The sequence below is a fragment of the Kushneria konosiri genome, assembly GCF_002155145.1.
In the GTDB taxonomy this organism is placed as follows: domain Bacteria; phylum Pseudomonadota; class Gammaproteobacteria; order Pseudomonadales; family Halomonadaceae; genus Kushneria; species Kushneria konosiri.
On record NZ_CP021323.1, the window covers coordinates 1,522,124 to 1,543,384 of the forward strand.

A 21,261-nucleotide genomic window follows, 5' to 3' on the forward strand; every position below is an offset into this window, starting at 1 on the left:
CGCTTCTTGTCCAACGATGATCCACCCATCGTGCACCGGTTGGTGTCATTTGACGACTTGCATTCGATCGCGATATGGGAGCAGGATAAGGCTGTCCGGAAAAACAGACAAGTGTCCGGTATATCGGACATGGTCGATAACAGCAATGATCGCTCGGAGCCTTTCATGTCCTCATCCCGCCATTTTGATGTTCTGATTCGCGGCGCGCAGGTGCTTGACGGCACTGGCGCGCCGGCTCGTCGCGTCGATGTTGCCATCAGCGGTGAGCGTATTGCGGCGCTGGGCGATCTCAATGACGCCCGCGCCGATGCGGTGATCGAGGCGCACGGCCGCTATCTCGCGCCCGGCTTTATCGACGTACACACCCATGACGATACCAACGTCATCCGCACGCCCGAGATGCTGCCGAAGCTCACCCAGGGCGTGACCACCGTGGTGGTCGGTAACTGCGGCATCAGCGCTTCGCCGGTGCGCCTTCGCGGCAGCGACGTGCCCGATCCCATGAACCTGCTGGGCCGGCGCGAGGACTTTGTCTACTCAAGCTTTGCCGACTACGCCGAGGCAGTCGATGCGGCCGGGCCTGCCGTCAATGTGGCCGCGCTGGTCGGGCACACGGCGCTGCGGGCCAATCTGATGGACGACTTTGATCGCCCGGCGACAAGTGACGAGATCGAATTGATGCGCCTTGAGCTCGAGAAAGCGTTGAACGACGGCGCCATCGGCATGAGTTCGGGGCTGGCGTACAAGAACGCACGACATGCCCCGCTTGAGGAGATGCACGCGCTGGTGGATGAGGTGGGCCGCCATGGTGCGCTCTACACCACCCACCTGCGTGACGAGTTTGAAGGTTTGCCCGAGGCGATGGAGGAGGCGTTCGAGACCGCGCGTCACGGCGGCGCCGAGCTTGTGATTTCGCATCTCAAGTGCGCCGGTGTCGGGAACTGGGGCAACGCGCCGCTGGCACTTGAACGCCTTGAACACGCGGCTGGCGAACAGACCTGCCACTGCGACTGCTACCCCTATACCGCGGGTTCCTCGACGCTGGACCTGGGCCAGGTGACCGACGAGATCGATATCTTTATTACATGGTCGGAGCCGCATCCGGACATGGCGCGTCAAACGCTTGATGAGATCGCCCGGCACTGGGGCGTATCACTCATGGACGCTGCCAAACGATTGCAGCCGGCTGGCGCGGTCTATCACAACATGTCGGAAGAAGACATGAGACAGGTTCTGGCCCATCCGCTGGCCATGGTCGGCTCCGATGGCCTGCCCAACGATCCGCATCCCCATCCGCGCCTTTGGGGCACCTTCCCGCGAGTGATCGCTCACTACTGCCGCGACGAGCAGCTTTTCGAGCTGCCGGAGGCCGTTCGCAAGATGACCGGGCTTTCGGCGCGCAATTTTGGACTGACCGACCGCGGCGAAATTCGTGAGGGCGCGTTTGCCGATCTGACGCTTTTTGATCTGACAGTGCTTGAAGATGTGGCCACCTTCAGTGAGCCCATTGCCGCGGCCCGTGGCATTGAACTGGTGATGGTCAATGGGCGCATTGCCTATCAGGACGGCGTGCTCACAGCACGTACCGGCCGATTGCTGCGACGTGGTGCGTCCACGGTTTCCCGTTAACCGATCCACGACGACATTTTGTGACATCAATTTTTTACCCCTTTTCTTATCAACAGGAGCAATACATGAGCATCAAGCGCTATGGCACTGGCAGCGGTATCGGCACTGGCGGGCAGAAGCTGCCGTTTGCAAAGGCGACCGAGGCGGATGGCTGGCTGTTTGTCTCGGGGCAGACCCCGATGACCGATGGCGAGGTGGTTGAAGGCGGCATCATCGAGCAGTCAAGGCTCGCGTTCGAGAACTGCCTGACGATCATGAAGGACGCCGGTTATGGCGTGGAGGATGTGGTGCATGTCACGGCCGTGCTGACCGATGCACGCTATTTCAGCTCGTTCAACAAGGTCTTTGCCGAGATTTTTGGCGACCATCCGCCGGCGCGCATCTGCAGCGTTCAGGACCTGGTAGTGGATTGCAAGGTCGAGGTGGACATGAAGTGCTTCAGGGCTGATCGCAGGGGATAGGCCTGCTACCGGATTGGTGAGCCTTCACCAATCCGATACCTCCTGTCATCAGACCATCATGGCATCAGACGACCTGCCCAATAATCACAAGAGGTCCTTCCATGCATACCACCTTCTTTCTGATCGGATTTTTCGCCTTTTTGCTGGCCATGATCGTGTTCGGCAGCGTGATGTCGCGCCGCCATCGCGGTGATGGCGACAGCTTTCTGCTGGGCGGGCGCGGTGTGCCCGTCTTTCTGACCATCGGCACAACCGTGGCCACCATGGTGGGGACGGGCTCGAGCATGGGCGCAGTCGGCTTTGGCTATAACAATGGCTGGGGCGGGGCGCTGTATGGGATCGGTGGGGCAATCGGCATTCTGTTGCTGGCCTGGTGGTTCGCGCCCATGCGCCGGCTTCGTTTCATGACCATGAGTGAAGAGCTTTCATACTACGTGGGCGGCAGCCGCCTGGTGCGCAATGTGGTGGCGGTGCTGATCTATGTGGCCAGCATCGGCTGGCTGGGGGCGCATATCCTGGGCGGCGGCATGTATCTCTCCTGGATTGCCGGCATTGATCTGGGGCTGGCCAAGGTGATTGTGGCCATCGGTTTCGGGCTTTATTGCGTGATCGGTGGCTACATGGCGGTAGTCTGGACCGATACCGTGCAGGCCGTGCTGCTCTTTCTGGGGTTTATCGCCATGGCGGTGTTTGCGCTGGTCGATATCGGTGGGTTCTCGCATCTGGGAGACAACATGAGCCCGGGAGCGGCCGAGAGCTGGTTTGGCGTGGCGCAGCTGGGGCTGGTGCCGGCACTGTCGCTGGCGGTCGTGGTCGGTGTAGGCGTGCTGGCCACACCGTCCTATCGTCAGCGTATCTATTCGGCGCAGTCGGTGAGCAGCGTACGCTACTCCTTTCTTTTCACCGGCGTGCTCTATCTGGCCTTTTCCATTATTCCGGCGATTGTCGGCATGGCGGCCCATACGCTGGCCCCGGATCTGGAGAACAGCAACTACGCCTTTCCGTATCTGGCCACTCAGGTGTTGCCAATGGGACTGGGCATGCTGGTGCTGATCGCGGGGCTTTCAGCCACGATGTCAAGCGCCAGCTCCGATGCGCTGGCGGGGGTGGCCATCATGATGCGTGACCTGTGGGTCATGGTGACCGGGCATGTGCCTGCCCCGGAAAAGGTGGTGCTGTTTTCACGTTTCGCACTGATCGTGACCATTGGTCTGGCGCTGGCCTTTGCGCTGATGACCGATAACGTCATCACCTACATCACCACCATGATTGCCACTGTCATGTCGGGGCTTTTTGTCTGCGGGATGCTGGGACGATTCTGGGATCGTTACAACTGGCAGGGTGCCATCGCCACATTGGTTGCGGCCTCCATCACCTCACTGATCGTTTCTTCCAGCGCCGCCATGAAAGCCTTCTGGGGCAATCCCAGTATTCCGGCCGTGGTGGTGGCAGTGCTGGTGGGTGTCACGGTGACGCTCATGACGCCGCGTTCAAGGGTGACGCGTCAACAGGCGCTGGCCTTGCTCGATGAAGAGCGCGCCCGCATGGAAATGCCGACTGCCAGACCCTGAGAAGGATGGCTCATGAAAAAGGGCGCCCCGATGGTTGGGGCGCCCCTTTATCTGATGTCCGGTCTGGGCAAGTCTGTCTAAAACATCACGCGAAGCAGGCCGCCGACCAGTTCGCGCAGCTCGTCTGCGAGTGTGGCGATACCGTAGCAACCGAGAAATGCCAGCGGATAGAACCATTGCGGCCTTGTCTGGCTGAAGCCAGCCATATAGCCGCCAATGCGCTGAAACGGCGGCAGCAGGGCAATCTGTACGGTCAGAATGGCCAGTGCACCACCACCGATGATGTCGGTGATGAAGTGGAAGCCGAGATAGATACGGGTAAAGCAGAGCAGGGCGGCAAAGGCGAACGCGGCCAGCCCCAGGCGACGATGCAGACGCCAGATCACCCAGGCAAGACCAATATAGACGGCGCCATGATCGCTGGGAAACGAGCTGAAGTCATGCAGGGTCTGGGCATCGATGCCGGTCGGCGGCGTCATGTTCAACACCTGGTCCTGCAGCGGCCGTGGGTGCTCCGGCGTCAGTTTTTGCATGATGCGACTGACGGCAGCCGATCCAAACGCTGCGATACTGCAGGTCAGCAGTTCCACACGGCGGTTCACCAGTGAAGGGGTAAACCAGACTGCCCAGAAGCCTGCAACCAGCATGACGCCGGAGATCAGATGCAGCTCGGAAAGGGCATGCATGACATAGTCGAAGGTTTCACTCTTCTGGGCCATCTGATTGATCGTCAGCATCAGCTGGTATTCCAGGTCCAGTGGCGTGACGAATGTAATTAGGGTGGTCGAAATGACCAGAAAAAGTGCAGCCAGTGCGATCAGACTTTCCCGGACGAGCCCGGAATCATTGACACTGTCGATGTGTCGAGAAGAGAGTGAGGTCATGAGCGTTCACGATAAGGTCACTTTAATGTGACGCCAGTATGAAAGGTTCATGACATTACGATTGTGTCATTGTGTGCATGAGCAGGTGGTCTTTGTAAAAAAGATGCGACCTGTGACTAAAGCGTGACAGGCCGCCAGGCAGGTTTACTCGATGTTTCAGTGATGATGGCCATTCAGATAGGCGTGAATGGCGGCAATGTCCTGTTCTCCAAGGCCGGCATCCACCGCATCACGCCAGATCTCGCTGATGCGAACCAGTCCCGGCAGATCGGTATCACCAGCGGCCTCGAGCGCCAGACGGGCATCCTTGAGGCCCCATTCCAGCGCCATCTGGGCGCTGTACTCTTCATTGCCGATCTTGTCGAGCTTGGCCTTCACATAGGGTGCAGCCAGCGGGCCACCGTCGAGCACTGACCAGAGCTCATCAGTCGAGAACCCGAGCGTGCGGGCCAGACGGGCGCTTTCAGCAATGCCCTGCATCATGTGGATCAGCCAGGCGTTGACGATCAGCTTCATGCGCGAGCCACGCCCGGCCTCTCCCAGCCAGACCACCCGCTTTGAGATGGCGTTGAAGACCGTATCAATCCCATCGGCCGCCTGTTGATCGCCGCTGGCCAGCACCGAGATGGTGGCCTGCTCGGCCGGTGCCTTGGTGCCGGAAACCGGCGCATCGATGAAGATCACATCCGGACGTGCCGTCTCGATCTCGCGAATCAGCGTTTCGGTCTGTTCAACGCCAATGGTGCCCATCTGGATCACCACGCCCTTGTCGGGCACATGTTCCAGCGCGCCGCCGTTACCAAGCAGGACGTCACGAGTCGTCTCGAAGTCGGGCAGCATGGTGATGACAAATTGTGCACCGCTGACGGCATCACTGGCGCTGTCAGCGTTGAAGGCGCCCTGTTCGGCCAGGTCGTCTCCACGTGAATGGGTACGATTCCAGACCCGTACTGCAAAATCGTTTTTCAAAAGGTTGGCGGCAAAGGCGTGCCCCATGGCGCCCAGGCCAAGGACAGCCACCGTGCTGTGATATGACATGCATGACGCTCCATCAGTTGCGTTAAAGGATCATTCCAGCGTAGTCCCGGTCAGCCGGAACGTGAACGTTAAATGCCTTGATACGCCCGTAAGGGCAGGAAAGACTGGCAGGGTGAGAGGTCTGTCTGGAGGAGCGATTCAATGGAACAGCGAACGCCCTGTCTTCAGGACGCCCGCTGATGGCCCGGGGAAAGTACGTCAGGCCAGTGCTGCAAAGACAAAAAACAGCACCAGTACGATGCCTGCCACGATCACGATCAAAAGCCGCGGGTCCTTCATGGCATCATCCTCTTTGGGCGGTCGGCCGTGGATTACTCACTGTCGGCCTGAGAGTAGAGCACTCGCGTACGCAGGGTATGGTTGACCTCGCGCAGGGCGTTGAGCGCCTGTTCACCATAGGCCTTGTCGACATCGATGACCACGTAACCGACCTCTTCATTGGTCTGCAGAAACTGGGCGGAGATGTTGATGCCTTCATCGCCCAGCACGTGGTTGATCTCGGAGAGTACACCCGGCACGTTGGCGTGAATGTGCAGAAGGCGATGCTTGTCCGGATGCGAGGGCAGGGCGACTTCGGGGAAGTTGACCGAGGTGATGGTGGTGCCGTTGTCGGAAAACGTGATCAGCTTTTCGGAGACTTCAACGCCGATGTTTTCCTGCGCCTCGACCGTGGAGCCGCCAATGTGTGGCGTTAAAATCACGTTATTGAATTTGCGCAGCGGCGAGACGAACTCTTCGTCATTGCCCTTGGGCTCGACCGGGAAGACGTCAACGGCGGCGCCCAGCAGCTTGCCGGATTCAAGCACCTCGGCCAGTGCTTCAATGTCCACGACCTTGCCGCGCGAGGCGTTGATCAGATAGCTGCCCTGCTTCATCAGCGCCAGCTCGTCACGTCCGATCATCCAGGTGGTGGCCGGCGTTTCGGGCACGTGCAGGGTAACGATGTCGGCGCGCGCCATCAGTTCCTGCAGGCTGCCGACCTGGCGAGCATTGCCCATGCCAAGCTTTGTGATGGTGTCGTAATAGATGACGTTGAGGCCGACCGACTCGGCCAGTACCGACAGCTGGGCACCGATGCTGCCGTAACCGACGATACCCAGCGTCTTGCCACGGGCCTCGAACGAATGGCTGGCCGATTTCAGCCAGCCACCCTCATGGGCCCGGGCGTTTTTCTCGGGGATGCCGCGCAGCATCATGATGGTCTCGGCCAGTACCAGTTCAGCGACCGAACGGGTATTGGAGTAGGGCGCATTGAATACCGGGATACCGAGCTTGAGCGCGGCCGGCAGATCAACCTGGTTGGTGCCGATGCAGAAACAGCCAATGGCCACCAGGCGCTCGGCGGCATTCAACACACGTTCGTTCAATTGCGTACGCGAGCGAATACCGATGAAATGGGCATCCCGGATCCTTTCGATCAGATCCTCTTCGCTCAACGACGTCGTCAGTCGCTCGATGTTGCTGTAACCGGCATTTTGAAAGTTGTCCACGGCGGACTGGTGGACGCCCTCGAGCAGCAGAACCTTGATCTTGCTCTTGTCCAGAGACGTTTTAGCCATGTGTGCATCAACCCTTTAATCGGCTGGCCTGAGGGAAAGTAACAATAGCGATAGCGGGCATGACCCGATGTCGGCCGAAAGTCATCGGGCATCGATAAGGCAGCGGGAGAGGCTGCCCGAATGGCCCGACTCGGCGGGGGAGTATCCTATCATGACGCCGGTCAGGGTGCATGGCCCTGCCTCGCGCGGCACCGTGAAAGCTCTGCGTGCGCGTTATGAATCCGGTGCATGAACCTGTTGGTCACCCGCCTTGAGGCCAGCGTCCTGATGCGAGGGGCAGGCGGCGTCAAAAGCGTAACGGATGTGTATACTTGCAGGTGGTCGGCGCCTGGTCGTGACCGACATCTTGATCTCAAGCCATGTTCCGGCGTTCACAGGATAATGCATGACACAACGGCCCGAGTCCGCTCATTTAAACGATCAGGCGGCGGCGTCATCGACGTCCGCGATACAGACCCCGTCCGACTTCGCCGGCACCCTGGCCGCGCTTGAACAGCTGGTCAGGCGCCTTGAGTCCGGGGAGTCGGGGCTTGAAGCGTCGCTTGAGGACTTCGAGCGAGGCATCGCGCTGGTGCGAGATGCCCGCGCTCGACTCGAACAGGCCGAGCTGCGGGTGCAACAGCTGCTGGTGCAGGAGGATGGCGCTCTGGTGTCACCGCCGAATGAACAATCGCAGGACAATGACGCATGATGGGTGAGACATGACGGTGGAGACGGCGAGAGTGGATGTCGGCGTGCTGATGGCAACATGGCGCGACAGGATCGAAACGCAGCTGAGTACGGTGCTGGAAAGTGCCGCGCCGGCTCGGGCCTCCCGGCTTGAAGAGGCCATGCGCTATAGCGTGCTGGGTGGTGGCAAGCGGTTGCGGGCCATTCTGGTCTATGCCGCCGGTCAGGCGCTGGCAGCAGATGACGCGGCGCTTGAGGCGCCGGCCGTGGCCATTGAGCTGATCCATGCCTACTCGCTTGTTCACGATGATCTGCCCTGTATGGATGACGATGATCTGCGCCGCGGACGTCCGACCTGCCATCGTGCCTTCGATGAGGCCACGGCGCTGCTCGCGGGAGACGCCCTGCAGACGCTGGCCTTCGAGGTGCTGGCGGGAACAGGGCAGCCTCGCGCGGCCGAGATGGTCGCAACGCTTGCCCGTTGTGCCGGACGCGCCGGCATGGCCGGTGGTCAGGCGCTGGATCTGGACGCCGTGGGTCGTCAGCTCGATGTTGACGCACTGATGGCAATCCATCATCACAAGACCGGCGCCCTGATCGAGGCCGCGTTGTCGATGGGGGCGCTGGCTGCCCCGAGCGTGCAGCCGGTGCATCTTGAAGCTCTTGGCGAGTATGCCCGCGCCATCGGTCTGGCCTTTCAGATTCAGGATGACATTCTGGATGTGACCGGATCGACCGAGGTGCTGGGGAAGACCCAGGGGGCTGATGCGCTGCGTGACAAGCCGACCTATCCGGCACTGCTGGGCCTTGAAGAGGCCCGTCTCCGGGCCCGTGACCTGCTGGATCAGGCGCTGGCCGCACTGGCACCGCTGGGCGAGCGCGGCGACACACTCGCAGCACTTGCCCGCTACATGATCGAGCGGGATCACTGAGACGACCCCGGCGTGATGCCGGACAAGATACCCTTTGATGTCCCGGGGCATTACAGGACCAGGGACAGGATCCTGACAGGCCATTGAGGCGCTATGAAGCTGTTTGACGATATCCCCACCAAAAGACCGGCCACGCCGCTGCTCGATCGTATCGAGGCGCCATCCGACCTGCGCAGTCTCGATGAGCAGCAACTGCTGCGTCTGGCCGACGAGCTCAGGGCCTATCTGCTCTACAGCGTCGGCTGTACAGGGGGGCACTTTGGCGCCGGTCTTGGCGTCATCGAGCTGACCATTGCGCTGCACCAACAGTACAACACACCTCATGATCGGCTGGTCTGGGACGTGGGGCATCAGACCTATCCCCACAAGATTCTCACCGGCCGGCGCGAGGCGATGGGTTCCATGCGCCGCTACCAGGGGCTGGCGGCCTTCCCGCGCCGCGAGGAGTCACCCTATGACACCTTCGGCGTTGGCCACTCCAGCACCTCCATATCGGCGGCACTGGGCATGGCACTGGCAGCCCGTACCCGCGGCGACAATCGTCGTGTGTGTGCCGTGATCGGTGATGGTGCCCTGACCGCCGGCATGGCATTCGAGGCGCTGGCGCATGCCGGCCATGTCGATGCCAACATGCTGGTGGTGCTCAATGACAATGAGATGTCAATCTCGGAAAATGTCGGCGGCATGGCCACCTACCTGGCGCGCATCCTCAATAGCGGCCCCTATGTGGCCGCGCGCGAGGGCGGCAAGCGGGTGCTCTCACACCTGCCCGGCGCCCTCGATATCGCCCGGCGTACCGAAGAGCACGTCAAGGGCATGCTGACGCCTGCCACGCTCTTTGAAGAGATGGGCTTCAACTATGTCGGCCCCATCGACGGCCATGACCTGCCGCTTCTGATTCGCACCCTGCGCGATCTTAAAAACCGCAAGGGTCCGCAGTTTCTGCATATCGTCACCCGCAAGGGCAAGGGCTTCGAGCCGGCCGAAGGCGACCCGATCGGTTATCACGCCATCACCAAGCTCGAAAAGGAGAAGGTCGAGGCCCCCCCGGTACCTGCGCCGAAGAAGTTCAAGTTCTGCAACGTTTTCGGCCAGTGGCTGTGTGATAGCGCAAGCCTCGATCCGCGCCTGGTGGGCATTACGCCGGCCATGCGCGAAGGCTCCGACATGATTCGTTTTTCAAGGGAGTACCCGGATCGCTACTACGACGTGGCGATCGCCGAGCAGCATGCAGTGACGCTTGCCGCCGGTATGGCCTGTGAGGACGTCAAGCCGGTGGTAGCGATCTACTCCACCTTCCTGCAGCGTGGCTATGATCAGCTGATCCACGACGTCGCCGTGCAGGGGCTGGATGTCACCTTTGCCATCGACCGGGCCGGTCTGGTCGGCGAGGACGGCGCGACCCATCACGGCACGATGGACCTTTCCTATCTGCGCTGTGTGCCGGGCATGGTGATCATGGCGCCCAGTGATGAGCGAGAGTGCTATCGCATGCTGACCACGGCCTATCAGTACGAAGGCCCCGCGGCGGTACGTTATCCGCGCGGTACCGGGCCGGGCACCGCCTTTGAGCCGGGGCTGGAGCCGCTTGAGATCGGCCGGGCCGATCTGCGCCGTGAAGGCCAAAAGGGCGATCAGGGCGTAGCGCTGCTGGTTTTCGGCAGTCTGCTGACCCAGGCACTCGAGGTCGCCGAGCGTCTTGATGCCACGGTGTATGACATGCGCTTTGTGAAGCCGATGGACAGCGAAGCCGTGCTTGCCGCGGCCGATGCGCATGGTCTGATCGTGACGATCGAGGAGAACGTCATTGCCGGCGGAGCGGGCAGCGGTGTTGGCGAGTTGCTGGCCGCCTCGGATGTCCGCACGTCGCTTCTGCACCTTGGTATTCCCGATCATTTCATCGAGCACGGTACACCGGGTGAGCTGCTGGCCGAATGCGGGCTGGATGCCGAGGGTATTGAAGCCTCTATTCGCCGCCGCCTGGGTCGCTGACTCTCTCAAACCAACGGACATAGAATCGACACATGCTGATTGTCATCTTTATTGCCGCCATGATCGGCTACGCCATCGGCCGACTGCCCGGGCTTCTGATCGGAGGCATTCTGGGCTACGCGCTGGTGCGCTGGCTGCGCGTCAAGCTGATCGGGAAGCTGGCCGAGCGCCAGACCCGCTTTCTTTCGGCCACCTTCTCGGTCATGGGCGCCATGAGCCGGGCCGATGGCGAGGTGTCCGAGCATGAGCGCCGCAGTGCCGAGGCGGTATTTGACCGGCTTAACCTCAATGGTGCCCAGCGTGACAAGGCGCGCGCCGATTTTGAGCGTGGTCAGCAAACAGGCTTTGATCTTGAGGCCGAGCTTGCCGGACTGCGCCAGATTGTGGGTGCGCAGCGCGGGTTGTTGCAGGTCTTTTTCCAGGTGCAGCTCGTGGCCATGGCCGCCGATGGCCGGGTCGAGCAGTCCGAGCGCGACATGCTGATGCGTGTGGCGCGGGGCCTTGGCTGTTCACAAGAGGAGATGGCACGTCTCGAGGCGATGCTCAACGCAGCGACCAGCGGTGGTGGGACTCAGGAGAGCGCCCAGCCGCTGGAAGAAGCCTACCGGGTGCTCGGCGTGTCGTCGGAAGCCACGGATGCCGAGGTCAAGCGGGCCTATCGCAAGCTCATGAGCCAGAATCACCCTGACAAGCTGGCCGGCAAGGGGATGCCTGACAGCATGCGGCGCATGGCGGAGCAACGCACCAGCGAAATCAGCAACGCCTATGAGCGCATCCAGCAGGCCCGCGGATAGCCATTATCCGGGGCCGTGCTGGAGGGGCACTTACTCGGTGCTTTCGCGATGGCGAATCTCGTGAAAGCGCTGCTCCATCTCGCGGCGCAGCTCGCGGCGTCTGAGCCCTGATTCAAAACGCTGACGCTCGACGTCGGTGGCGGGTTCGAGCTGGGGCACCTCGACCGACTTGCCGTCATCACCGACCGCCACCATGGTGAAGTAGCAGCTGTTGGTATGGCGGACCACGCCGGCGCGAATGTCCTCGGCAATCACCTTGATGCCGATCTCCATTGACGAGCGGCCGGTGTAGTTGACCGAGCCCAGAAAGGTCACCAGCTCGCCGACATGGATGGGCTGGCGAAACATGACCTGATCCACCGACAGCGTCACCACGTAGTGACCGGCCCAGCGGCTGGCACAGGCGTAGGCCACTTCATCAAGATATTTCAGCAGCGTGCCGCCGTGAACCTTGCCGGAAAAATTGGCCATGTTCGGCGTCATCAGGACGGTCATGGTGATCTGGTGGCGTGGTGTGTCCATTCTCTCTCTCTTTTACGTTTTATTATGGTCAGGCGCTCGACCTCGAGCATACCTCATCCCTTCCCGTTCGAGGGCGCTATCGCATGGCAAGCCGGTTTGCGATGAGCAAATGTGACATCGCCGCGATCGAAATGGATCGCGGCGATGTCATTTATCGGGGGAGATCATAAAAGCAGCTGTGGCAGGGCCTGAGCGTTCTTTTGAAAGGCATGCTCTGACACTGAACGTTGGACGCCCCGGGCTTAGCCGCGCTCGCGGTCGACATTGCGAGCGAGTTCGAACTCTTCAAGGGCCATCATGTGGCCGAGCTTGCCGGCCTTGGTCGACAGATACTGCTCGTTGTGGGCATTGAGGCCGGTGGTCAGCGGTACGCGCTCACTGATTTCGATGCCGGCGTTTTGCAGGGCGATAACCTTGCGCGGATTGTTGGTCATCAGCCGCAGCCGGTTAATGCCGAGCTTTTCCAGCATCGGAATGCAGATGTCGTAGCGCCGCATGTCGGCCTCAAAGCCCAGCGCCTCGTTGGCCTCGACCGTGTCGGCGCCGCCATCCTGAAGGTGATAGGCCCGGATCTTGTTCATGAGGCCAATGCCACGACCTTCCTGACGTAGATACAGCAGGGCACCGCGGCCTTCTTCGGCAATACGCTTGAGCGCAACCTGAAGCTGATAGCCGCAGTCGCAGCGCATTGAAAAGAGGGCGTCACCGGTCAGGCATTCGGAATGCACGCGAGCCAGCACGGGCTCGCCATCGGCCACATCGCCCAGCGTGAGGACAACATGATCCTTGCCGGTTTCGTCATCTTCAAAACCATGCATGGTAAACGTGGCCCATGGCATGGGGAGACGCGAACTGGCGATAAATCTGATCGTCACGGTAACCTCAATATTGTTGGCAAGCCGTCATGTTGACTGTAGAGGCTATCCTGGCAGCGCAGGTTGCATTTATCTACACGTGCCACGATGGTGCCCGGTGATGTCGGGGGGGGGCAAAGGACAGACCCTACATATTGCACCATGATGGGCTCTCCTGCAGCAGGACTGTCTGAGCTACAATGAAGCAACATTTTTTTGTCGGATGATCTTGTCTGCATGACTCTTGAAAATGATCGCTTTTTGCGCGCTCTGGCGCGGCAGGACGTTGACCGTACACCGGTCTGGATGATGCGCCAGGCAGGCCGTTACCTTCCCGAATATCTCAGGGTTCGAAAGCAGGCCGGCAGCTTCATGGACCTGTGCCGCAACCGCGACATGGCCTGTGAAGTGACCCTGCAGCCGCTGGAGCGCTTTGATCTGGATGCGGCCATCCTGTTTTCCGACATCCTCACCATTCCCGATGCCATGGATCTGGGGCTTTACTTTGTGCAGGGCGAAGGGCCGATGTTCAAGCGTCCGGTCCGGGACGCTGCGGCAATCAATGCTCTGAAGGTGCCCGATGCCGATCGCGATCTCGATTACGTCATGAACGCGGTCTCGACGATCCGGCGCGAGCTCAACGGCCGTGTGCCGCTGATCGGCTTTTCGGGCAGCCCCTGGACGCTGGCGACCTATATGGTGGAAGGCGGTCCCAGCAAGGACTTTAGACACGTCAAGGGTCTGCTCTACGGCGACCCGGCCGCGCTGCACCAGCTGCTCGATACTCTGGCCACGGCCGTGACCGACTATCTCAACGCCCAGATTCGTGCCGGTGCCCAGGCGGTGCAGATCTTTGATACCTGGGGTGGGGCGCTATCGACGCCGGCCTACAAGACCTTCTCGCTGGCCTATATGGAAAAGATTGTGCGCGGTCTGATCCGTGAGCATGACGGGCGTCGAGTACCGGTGATCGTCTTTACCAAAAACGGCGGCCAGTGGCTTGAGAGCATCGCCGACATCGGTGCCGACGGCGTCGGACTGGACTGGACCACCGAAATGGGCGATGCCCGCGCCCGCGTGGGAGACAAGGTGGCGCTGCAGGGCAACCTTGATCCGTCGGCGCTGTTCGGCTCGCCGAAGGTCATTCGCGACGAGGTCGCGCGCATCCTGGAAAGCTATGGGCCGGGCAACGGTCACGTATTCAATCTGGGCCACGGCATTTCCCAGTTTACCCCGATCGAGAACGTGCAGGCCTTCATCGAGGCGTTACATGAACTCAGCCCCCAGTACCACCGCGGATAGTTCCATAAAGGACAGTCCCCTCGCTGACAGGGGTGATACGTCTCCAGCGGACCCGGACTGGCCGGGTCAGCTGGTGGTCTTTGACGGCGACTGTCCACTGTGTCGCCGTGCGGTCCATTTTATTCTCGCGCATGAGGCGCGACCGATTACCGGGCTGGTGACCCTGCAATCTGCGCTGGGACATCAACTGGGCGCGCATTTTGATCAGGATGCCGATGATCTGGACAGCATGTGGCTCATCCGGGACGGTATCCTTTATCGCGACAGCGACGGGCTCTGGCGAACGGCGCAAGCCTTGACGCCGCCCTGGTCGGCGGCGGCCGGTCTGCGTTTCGTGCCAACGCCAGTGCGTGACGGCGTCTATCAGCTGGTGGGACGTTATCGCAAGCGGCTGGCCAGCGACCCTGGCATGGGCGGGTACGTTCAGTCGCGGCTTTTGAAGACTCTGACGGAGGCGCAGTGCGCTCGTCTTTCCCTGCCCATGACGCTGGCCGATGTCTGATATTTCTGCTCGGCACCATTGTGGTGCGCTGTTGTGGGCATCCGCACCGGATGATGGCGTTACGTGCTTCTGCTTGATCGAAGTGTCGGCAACAGGCTGACCGAAATCTCCTCACTTTTCCTTGAAAAACAGTGCTTCGGCGCTGTTTTTTTACATTCTGGAACACTCCTTGCAACACCATCATGGACGTCACTGGCAGGTGCCATGACGTCGCATCATTCAACAACCCGGAGTGTTGCAATGGACATGACAATAACAAAACCGTGGGCATGGGCATCAACCGCAGGGCTTTTGGCGATCGCTACGCTGGCGCCATCGACCTCCCATGGTGCCACGCTGGATGATGTGAAAAGTCGTGGCCAGCTGCGCTGCGGCGTCAGTGACGGGCTGGCAGGTTTTTCCTCGCCCAACGCTCAGGGGCAGTGGCAGGGTATCGATGTCGATGTCTGTCGCGCCGTGGCCACGGCGGTACTGGGAGACCCCGGCAAGGTCACCTTTGCCCCGCTGACCGCCAAGGAGCGTTTTACCGCCCTGCAGTCCGGTGAGGTCGATCTGCTCTCGCGCAACACCACCTGGACGGCCTCGCGCGATAACTCGATGGGACTGACCTTTGCCGGCGTCACCTTCTATGACGGTCAGGGCATGATGGTGAACAAGGATCTTGGCATCTCGAGTGCCAAGGAACTGGATGGTGCCTCGGTCTGTGTTTCTGCCGGTACCACCACGGAACTCAATCTGGCCGATTACTTCCGCGCCAACGACATGACCTATAACGCGGTCAGCTTCGATGAAGCCGATCAGACCGCCGCCGGCTTCGACAGCGGACGCTGTGACGTGCTGACGTCTGATTCTTCCCAGCTGGCGGCGCTGAGGTTGCAGCTGTCCGACCCGACAAGCGCCGTGATCCTGCCTGAGCGGATCTCCAAGGAACCGCTGGGTCCGGTGGTGCGCCAGGGGGACGAGCAGTGGATGAAGGTGGTGCGCTGGACGCTCTACGCCATGCTCAATGCCGAGGAGTCCGGTATTACCAGTGCCAACGTTGATCAGATGCGCGATACGCCCAAATCTCCCGACGATGCCCGTCTGCTGGGCAAGGATGGTAACTTCGGCGAGCAGATGGGGCTGTCCAACGACTGGGCCTACAACATCATCAAGCAGGTCGGCAATTACGGTGAAATCTTTGAGCGCAACGTCGGCAAGGGCTCGCCTCTTGAGCTTGATCGCGGCGAAAACGCGCTGTGGACCGAGGGGGGCTTCAATACGGCATGCCGGTGCGGTAGGGCGAACGCCACGCGCAAAGGCGCGTTGTCCTTGACGCAGGGCCGGCCTTTGAGGCCGGCCATCACGGCTTTGGAGACTACTGCTCATGTTGCGTCCCTCCACATCCATTCCACGTCGCAGTCGCGGACCGCTGTGGCGTGACCCGGCGGTACGTGCCCTGTTTTTTCAGGGACTGCTGCTGGCGACCGTGCTGGGCATCATCGCCTTTCTGGTGCACAACGCCATGGCGAACCTGGATGCCCGAGGCATTCGCACCGGTTTCGGGTTTCTCGACCATCGGGCCGGATTTTCGATTTCCCAGACCCTGATCGACTATTCCAGCAACGTCAGCACCTATGGGCGTACCTTCCTGGTGGGGCTTGCCAATACGCTGCTGGTCTCGGCGCTGGGGATTGTCGCCGCCACGATCATCGGTTTTCTGGTCGGGCTGGCGCGATTGTCGCCCAATTGGCTGCTGGCCCGGCTGGCCGGGGCCTATGTCGAGATCTTTCGCAATATTCCGCTGCTGTTGCAGATTCTGTTCTGGTATTTCGCCGTATTGCGCGCGCTGCCTTCACCGCGCCAGAGCATTACGGTGTTTGACAGTTTCTTTCTCAATGTCCGCGGCCTTGTCATGCCCGCGCCCGAGACACAGCCCGGTTTTGCGGCCACACCGATTGCGCTGGGGGTGGCAATCCTTGCGGTCATCGCACTGGTGATTCTGGCCCGGCGGCGGCAGGCGGCGACAGGGGCGCAGTGGCCGGTACTGCCCCTGAGCCTAGCGCTTCTGATCGCCCTGCCACTCGCGGTGTTCTGGGCGACCGGGTCGCCACTGTCCTGGTCAGTGCCGGAGCTTTCCGGTTTCAACTTCCGGGGTGGCATGCAGGTGCTGCCGGAGCTGGTCGCCCTTTGGGTCGCGCTATCGATCTACACCGCGGCCTTTATTGCCGAGATCGTGCGCTCGGGGATTCAGTCCGTGCCGCGTGGCCAGACCGAGGCGGCGCGTTCGCTGTCACTGCCGGGCGGTCTGACCCTTCGTCGCATCGTCATTCCCCAGGCCATGCGGGTGATGGTGCCGCAGGTCACCAGTCAGTATCTCAACCTGATCAAGAATTCATCACTGGCCACGGCCATCGGTTATCCCGATCTGGTCGCAGTCTTTGCCGGCACCACGCTCAACCAGACCGGTCAGGCGATTGAGGTCATGACCATGACGATGCTGGTCTATCTGAGCATTTCGCTGGTCGTGTCGGCGCTGATGAATCTCTATAACGCGCGCATGTCGCTCAAGGAGCGTTGAGATGGCCATGTCTTCTGACAGTGAAGAGAAACTTGTCGCCTCGCGCCCACCGCCCACACCACAGGGCGGGCCCGTGTACTGGCTGCGTACGCGGCTTTTCTCGGGACCGATCAACACCGTGGTGTCGATCGTGACGCTTTTGCTGATCGTGCGCCTGGTCTGGCCGGTCATTGACTGGGCGCTGATCGAGGCCGACTGGGTGGGCAGTTCGCGCGCCGATTGCACCGGTGACGGGGCCTGCTGGGTGTTCATTTCCACGCGCTGGAGCCAGATTATCTATGGCTTTTATCCGGTGGCCGAGCGCTGGCGGGTGGATATCGTGCTGGGGCTTTTCTTTGCCCTGATCGCCTGGCTGGTCATCCCGCGTCTGCCGGGCAAAAGGGTGGCGGCACTGATGGCGCTGGTCGGCCTGCCGATCATTGCCTGGATACTGCTGCTGGGCGGCGTGTTCGGGTTGGCTCATGTGCCAACGCGGGCCTGGGGCGGGCTGATGCTGACCCTGACCATTGCCGCGGTCGGCATCGTGGGCTCGCTGCCGCTGGGGGTCGTGCTGGCGCTGGGACGGCGCTCGAAAATGCCGCTGGTTCGGGCCATCTGCGTCGTCTTCATCGAGTTCTGGCGTGGGGTGCCATTGATTACGGTGCTGTTCATGTCCTCGGTCATGCTGCCGCTGTTCGTACCGGCCGAGGTGGAGTTCGACAAGCTACTGCGAGCGCTGATCGGCATCATGCTGTTCTGGAGTGCCTATATGGCAGAGGTGGTGCGCAGCGGACTGCAGGCCATCGACAAGGGACAGGGGGAGGCCGGTGCCGCTCTGGGGCTGGGCTACTGGCTGCGCATGCGGCTGATCATTCTGCCCCAGGCGTTAAAGCTGGTCATTCCCGGCATCGTCAATACCTTCATTGCGTTGTTCAAGGACACCTCACTGGTGCTGATCATCGGGCTTTTCGACGTGTTGTCGATCATTCAGGCCGGGCTGACCGATAGCGACTGGCTGGGCTTTGCCATCGAGGGCTACGTCTTCGCAGCGCTGGTGTTCTGGGTCTTCTGCTTTGGCATGTCGCGTTATAGCCAGATCATCGAGCGCCGTCTCGACAAGGGCTATCAGCGTTAACAGCAATCACCATCATCACGGCACGGGCGTGTCGTGGTTCAGGAGTGTCTGTCATGAACGATATCCGGCAAGGGGCTGCCACCGCAGGTGAGACGGCCCCCATGGTGGAGATCTCGCGGCTGAACAAGTGGTATGGGGACTTTCACGTCCTGCGCGATATCGATCTGAGCGTGGCCCGCGGCGAGCGCATCGTCATCTGCGGGCCGTCGGGGTCGGGCAAGTCGACCCTGATTCGCTGCATCAACCATCTGGAGGCGCATCAGCAGGGAGAGATCGTGGTCAATGGCATTGCCATGACCAACGATGTCAAGCGCATCGAGCAGATCCGCCGCAACGTCGGCATGGTCTTTCAGCACTTCAACCTCTTTCCGCATCTGAGCGTGCTGGAAAACTGCTGTCTTTCGCCGATCTGGGTGCAGAAAAAGCCCCGACGCGAGGCCGAAAAAAGTGCGATGGAATATCTGGAGCGGGTGCGGATTGCCAATCAGGCCCACAAGTATCCGGGCCAGCTCTCCGGCGGTCAGCAACAGCGTGTGGCGATTGCGCGGGCGCTGTGCATGCATCCGGAGGTGATGCTCTTTGACGAGCCGACCTCGGCACTCGACCCCGAGATGATCAAGGAGGTGCTTGACGTCATGATCGAGCTGGCCAATGAGGGCATGACCATGCTTTGTGTCACGCATGAGATGGGCTTTGCCAAAACCGTGGCGGATCGAGTGATCTTCATGGATGAAGGGCAGATCATCGAAGCCGCTCCGCCCGAGACCTTTTTTAACGCCCCCCGCTCGGCGCGTACCCGCGAGTTTCTCGGTCAGATACTGGGGCACTGAGGGGCGTCAGGCAATGGACGCCGTTGCCTTCTCCGCCGGCCGGGGCCTCCCCGGCCGGTTTTTTAAATGCCTCATTCATGATCCTTCGCTGTGCTCAAGCTCTGATCCCCTGGCGTCGTTAATTGATCCTCTTGATGTCTGACGCAATGAAGGGATTTTCCATGCGGCGCTCCATTGGTACTCGTATTCAGTTGATCTGTATGGCTCTTGTGGCCATGGCGCTGGTCGTGACCGGCATCACGATCTATACCGCCAGTCGTGAAGCACAGCTTCAAACGGCCCAGCAAAGTGCCTCGGCACTGGGCAAAAGCGGGGCAGATACCATTGCTCAGTGGTTTGATGGCCGACGCCGTATCGTGGAGTCCGTGGCCCATCATCTTGAAGAGGGTGATGTCATGGCGGGGCTTCGCAAGGCCAATGAGGCGGGGGATCTGTCGGTCACCTATGTGGCCTGGCAGGACGGGCGCGCCCTGTTTTCCAATGACTGGACACCGCCGGCAGATTTTGTCGCGACCCAGCGCCCCTGGTACCAGCAGGCCGCTGCCGCGGGTAACACCATTGTGACCGAGCCCTATCAGGACGCCATGACGGGCGGACTGGCGCTGGCCTTCGCCACCCCGGTCGTGGTGAACGGACAGACCATGGCCGTCGTGGCCGCCGATGCGGTCATGGATCAGGTCAGCGCACAGACGCTGAATATTCGCCCCACGCCTTCAAGCCGGGTATTCATCACCGATGGCAGTGGTCGCATCATTGTGCACGCCGATGCCGAGCGTATTCTCAAGCCCGCCACCGATCTGTCACCAGCGCTGAGCGCCACGGCGCTGGCCGACATGGCGCGACGCGATGCCCTGACCGACGTCAGCCTCAACGATCATGACTATCTGATCTCGGCCACACCCATCCCGGGCGTTGACTGGCAGCTCAACATTGCGCTGGATCGCAATGAGGCGCTGGCAGGCCTGGCCTCGATTCGCAATACCACGCTGGTGGCGCTGCTGATCAGCACGCTGGTGGCAGCACTGGTGCTTTGGCTGGCGCTCAAGCCCGTACTGGCGCGCCTGCAACGGGCCCGTGAGGCGATGGAAAACGTTGCCTGCGGTGAGGGCGACCTGACCCGGCGTCTGCCGGTTGAAGGGCGTGATGAAATTTCCGCCATTGCGACTGCCTTCAACGCCTTTGCCGATCGCATGAATGACACGCTGATCGAGATTCGGGATGCCTCGAGTCAGGTTGAGAACGCGGCCGGTGAAATTTCCTCCGGCGGGCACGACCTTTCCCGCCGCACCGAGACCACGGCGGCCAGTCTGGAACAGTCTGCCGCGGCGATGGAGGAGCTGACCAGCACCGTGGAACACTCGGCCACCTCGACGAAGGAGGCCAACGGTCTGGCCCATGAAGCGGCCGGCATGGCGCGCGGCGGCGGCGAGCAGATGCAGAACGTGGTGGCGACCATGGCGCGCATCCGTGAAACGTCGGGCAGGATTGAATCAATCGTCGATGTCATCGACGGCATCGCCTTTCAGACCAATCTGCTGGCACTCAACGCCTCGGTCGAGGCAGCCCGGGCCGGCGAACAGGGTCGCGGCTTCGCCGTGGTGGCACAGGAAGTGCGTAATCTTGCCAACCGCAGCGCTCAGGCGGCGACCGACATCAAGGCGCTGATCACCACCTCCAGCCGTGAAACCTCCAGCGGGGCGGAGCTGGTGGATGCAGCCAGTCAGGCGATGGGTGACATCGTCGAGCGGGTCGGGCGGGTCAGCACGGTGATTGATGAGCTCAGTCGCGCCACCAGCGAGCAGTCCACCGGCATCGGTCAGGTCAATCAGGCGATTACCCAGCTCGATGACATGACCCAGCAAAACGCCGCGCTGGTGGAGCAATCGGCCGCCGCTGCCGAGTCGCTCAGTCAGCAGGCCCGGCGCCTGGCGACCACGGTGGGGGCGTTCCGGCTGCGCGAGCACGGCATTTCCTGATCCGGTGTCATTACCTGCCCTGAGCCCTCGTCACCATCATACTGTGGCGGGGGCTTTTTATACTCACGGTCC

19 protein-coding genes are annotated in these 21,261 nt (G+C 61.1%); 14 read left to right on the forward strand and 5 right to left on the reverse strand.

All coding sequences use genetic code 11. The annotated features are described in order from the left end of the window. Positions 1-165 precede the first annotated feature (165 nt). From B9G99_RS07125 to B9G99_RS07135, 3 genes are all read left to right on the forward strand, one after another. Entirely contained in the window at positions 166-1,629 is a 1,464-nt protein-coding gene (locus B9G99_RS07125; protein WP_086623353.1) for an N-acyl-D-amino-acid deacylase family protein, read from the forward strand. A gap of 65 nt (positions 1,630-1,694) precedes the next feature. Further along, positions 1,695-2,090 carry a RidA family protein gene (locus B9G99_RS07130; RefSeq protein WP_086621427.1) on the forward strand — a complete coding sequence of 132 codons (396 nt, stop codon included), beginning with the start codon at positions 1,695-1,697 and terminating at the stop codon, positions 2,088-2,090. Positions 2,091-2,191: 101 nt separating this feature from the next. Continuing rightward, positions 2,192-3,661: a sodium:solute symporter family protein gene (locus B9G99_RS07135; protein ID WP_086621428.1), complete on the forward strand. Its 1,470-nt coding sequence runs from the start codon at positions 2,192-2,194 to the stop codon at positions 3,659-3,661. A 77-nt stretch (positions 3,662-3,738) separates the two neighbouring features. Here B9G99_RS07135 and B9G99_RS07140 read toward each other — a convergent pair whose 3' ends face one another. The 3 genes from B9G99_RS07140 to serA form a co-directional block, all read right to left on the reverse strand. Beyond that, positions 3,739-4,545, reverse strand: coding sequence for a phosphatase PAP2 family protein (locus B9G99_RS07140; protein ID WP_086621429.1), 807 nt, complete (start codon positions 4,543-4,545; stop codon positions 3,739-3,741). A 156-nt stretch (positions 4,546-4,701) separates the two neighbouring features. Then, positions 4,702-5,583: an NAD(P)-dependent oxidoreductase gene (locus B9G99_RS07145; protein ID WP_086621430.1), complete on the reverse strand. Its 882-nt coding sequence runs from the start codon at positions 5,581-5,583 to the stop codon at positions 4,702-4,704. Positions 5,584-5,894: 311 nt separating this feature from the next. Next, entirely contained in the window at positions 5,895-7,142 is a 1,248-nt protein-coding gene (gene serA / locus B9G99_RS07150) for a phosphoglycerate dehydrogenase (RefSeq protein WP_086621431.1), read from the reverse strand. A 385-nt stretch (positions 7,143-7,527) separates the two neighbouring features. Here serA and xseB point away from each other — a divergent pair, with 385 nt between their 5' ends. The 4 genes from xseB (at position 7,528) to djlA (ending at position 11,529) form a co-directional block, all read left to right on the forward strand. Further along, entirely contained in the window at positions 7,528-7,833 is a 306-nt protein-coding gene (xseB, locus tag B9G99_RS07155) for an exodeoxyribonuclease VII small subunit (protein WP_086621432.1), read from the forward strand. Positions 7,834-7,843: 10 nt separating this feature from the next. Next, positions 7,844-8,743 carry a (2E,6E)-farnesyl diphosphate synthase gene (gene ispA, locus B9G99_RS07160; protein ID WP_227875973.1) on the forward strand — a complete coding sequence of 300 codons (900 nt, stop codon included), beginning with the start codon at positions 7,844-7,846 and terminating at the stop codon, positions 8,741-8,743. A gap of 93 nt (positions 8,744-8,836) precedes the next feature. After that, the gene (gene dxs, locus B9G99_RS07165) at positions 8,837-10,735 is read left to right on the forward strand and encodes a 1-deoxy-D-xylulose-5-phosphate synthase (protein WP_086621433.1); all 1,899 of its coding nucleotides are present in this window, start codon (positions 8,837-8,839) and stop codon (positions 10,733-10,735) included. Between the two features lie 32 nt (positions 10,736-10,767). Continuing rightward, positions 10,768-11,529: a co-chaperone DjlA gene (djlA, locus tag B9G99_RS07170; protein ID WP_086621434.1), complete on the forward strand. Its 762-nt coding sequence runs from the start codon at positions 10,768-10,770 to the stop codon at positions 11,527-11,529. Between the two features lie 30 nt (positions 11,530-11,559). Here the strand turns inward: djlA and B9G99_RS07175 are convergent, their stop codons facing one another. Beyond that, complete coding sequence (locus B9G99_RS07175) at positions 11,560-12,051, reverse strand: acyl-CoA thioesterase (RefSeq protein ID WP_086621435.1); 492 nt, start codon at positions 12,049-12,051, stop codon at positions 11,560-11,562. A gap of 242 nt (positions 12,052-12,293) precedes the next feature. Next, entirely contained in the window at positions 12,294-12,926 is a 633-nt protein-coding gene (gene ribA / locus B9G99_RS07180) for a GTP cyclohydrolase II (protein WP_086621436.1), read from the reverse strand. Between the two features lie 216 nt (positions 12,927-13,142). Here ribA and hemE point away from each other — a divergent pair, with 216 nt between their 5' ends. The 7 genes from hemE to B9G99_RS07215 all read left to right on the forward strand — a co-directional run bounded on the left by hemE (position 13,143) and on the right by B9G99_RS07215 (position 21,189). Continuing rightward, the gene (hemE, locus tag B9G99_RS07185) at positions 13,143-14,207 is read left to right on the forward strand and encodes a uroporphyrinogen decarboxylase (RefSeq protein ID WP_086623355.1); all 1,065 of its coding nucleotides are present in this window, start codon (positions 13,143-13,145) and stop codon (positions 14,205-14,207) included. Continuing rightward, positions 14,176-14,709: a thiol-disulfide oxidoreductase DCC family protein gene (locus B9G99_RS07190; RefSeq protein ID WP_086621437.1), complete on the forward strand. Its 534-nt coding sequence runs from the start codon at positions 14,176-14,178 to the stop codon at positions 14,707-14,709. The genes hemE and B9G99_RS07190 overlap by 32 nt, the downstream gene beginning before the upstream one ends. A gap of 246 nt (positions 14,710-14,955) precedes the next feature. Continuing rightward, positions 14,956-16,131, forward strand: a complete 1,176-nt coding sequence (locus B9G99_RS07195; protein WP_086623356.1) for an amino acid ABC transporter substrate-binding protein — start codon at positions 14,956-14,958, stop codon at positions 16,129-16,131. Next, positions 16,076-17,269: an amino acid ABC transporter permease gene (locus B9G99_RS07200; RefSeq protein WP_086621438.1), complete on the forward strand. Its 1,194-nt coding sequence runs from the start codon at positions 16,076-16,078 to the stop codon at positions 17,267-17,269. The genes B9G99_RS07195 and B9G99_RS07200 overlap by 56 nt, the downstream gene beginning before the upstream one ends. A 7-nt stretch (positions 17,270-17,276) precedes the next feature. After that, positions 17,277-18,383, forward strand: a complete 1,107-nt coding sequence (locus tag B9G99_RS07205; protein WP_086623357.1) for an amino acid ABC transporter permease — start codon at positions 17,277-17,279, stop codon at positions 18,381-18,383. 101 nt (positions 18,384-18,484) lie between these two features. Then, the gene (locus tag B9G99_RS07210; RefSeq protein ID WP_086623358.1) at positions 18,485-19,213 is read left to right on the forward strand and encodes an amino acid ABC transporter ATP-binding protein; all 729 of its coding nucleotides are present in this window, start codon (positions 18,485-18,487) and stop codon (positions 19,211-19,213) included. 161 nt (positions 19,214-19,374) lie between these two features. After that, positions 19,375-21,189, forward strand: coding sequence for a methyl-accepting chemotaxis protein (locus B9G99_RS07215; protein WP_158521453.1), 1,815 nt, complete (start codon positions 19,375-19,377; stop codon positions 21,187-21,189). The last annotated feature ends 72 nt before the right edge of the window (positions 21,190-21,261 follow it).

What these genes read in the sequence shown, in the direction of transcription:
- B9G99_RS07210 (WP_086623358.1), top strand. Translation starts at nt 18,485, where the DNA reads ATGGTGGAGATCTCGCGGCTGAACAAGTGGTATGGGGACTTTCACGTC.
- B9G99_RS07195 (WP_086623356.1), top strand. Translation starts at nt 14,956, where the DNA reads ATGACAATAACAAAACCGTGGGCATGGGCATCAACCGCAGGGCTTTTG.
- B9G99_RS07130 (WP_086621427.1), top strand. Translation starts at nt 1,695, where the DNA reads ATGAGCATCAAGCGCTATGGCACTGGCAGCGGTATCGGCACTGGCGGG.
- B9G99_RS07215 (WP_158521453.1), top strand. Translation starts at nt 19,375, where the DNA reads ATGCGGCGCTCCATTGGTACTCGTATTCAGTTGATCTGTATGGCTCTT.
- hemE (WP_086623355.1), top strand. Translation starts at nt 13,143, where the DNA reads ATGACTCTTGAAAATGATCGCTTTTTGCGCGCTCTGGCGCGGCAGGAC.
- B9G99_RS07175 (WP_086621435.1), bottom strand. Translation starts at nt 12,051, where the DNA reads ATGGACACACCACGCCACCAGATCACCATGACCGTCCTGATGACGCCG.
- ispA (WP_227875973.1), top strand. Translation starts at nt 7,844, where the DNA reads ATGACGGTGGAGACGGCGAGAGTGGATGTCGGCGTGCTGATGGCAACA.
- djlA (WP_086621434.1), top strand. Translation starts at nt 10,768, where the DNA reads ATGCTGATTGTCATCTTTATTGCCGCCATGATCGGCTACGCCATCGGC.
- B9G99_RS07125 (WP_086623353.1), top strand. Translation starts at nt 166, where the DNA reads ATGTCCTCATCCCGCCATTTTGATGTTCTGATTCGCGGCGCGCAGGTG.
- B9G99_RS07190 (WP_086621437.1), top strand. Translation starts at nt 14,176, where the DNA reads ATGAACTCAGCCCCCAGTACCACCGCGGATAGTTCCATAAAGGACAGT.
- xseB (WP_086621432.1), top strand. Translation starts at nt 7,528, where the DNA reads ATGACACAACGGCCCGAGTCCGCTCATTTAAACGATCAGGCGGCGGCG.
- serA (WP_086621431.1), bottom strand. Translation starts at nt 7,142, where the DNA reads ATGGCTAAAACGTCTCTGGACAAGAGCAAGATCAAGGTTCTGCTGCTC.
- B9G99_RS07135 (WP_086621428.1), top strand. Translation starts at nt 2,192, where the DNA reads ATGCATACCACCTTCTTTCTGATCGGATTTTTCGCCTTTTTGCTGGCC.
- B9G99_RS07140 (WP_086621429.1), bottom strand. Translation starts at nt 4,545, where the DNA reads ATGACCTCACTCTCTTCTCGACACATCGACAGTGTCAATGATTCCGGG.
- B9G99_RS07145 (WP_086621430.1), bottom strand. Translation starts at nt 5,583, where the DNA reads ATGTCATATCACAGCACGGTGGCTGTCCTTGGCCTGGGCGCCATGGGG.
- B9G99_RS07200 (WP_086621438.1), top strand. Translation starts at nt 16,076, where the DNA reads ATGTTGCGTCCCTCCACATCCATTCCACGTCGCAGTCGCGGACCGCTG.
- B9G99_RS07205 (WP_086623357.1), top strand. Translation starts at nt 17,277, where the DNA reads ATGTCTTCTGACAGTGAAGAGAAACTTGTCGCCTCGCGCCCACCGCCC.
- dxs (WP_086621433.1), top strand. Translation starts at nt 8,837, where the DNA reads ATGAAGCTGTTTGACGATATCCCCACCAAAAGACCGGCCACGCCGCTG.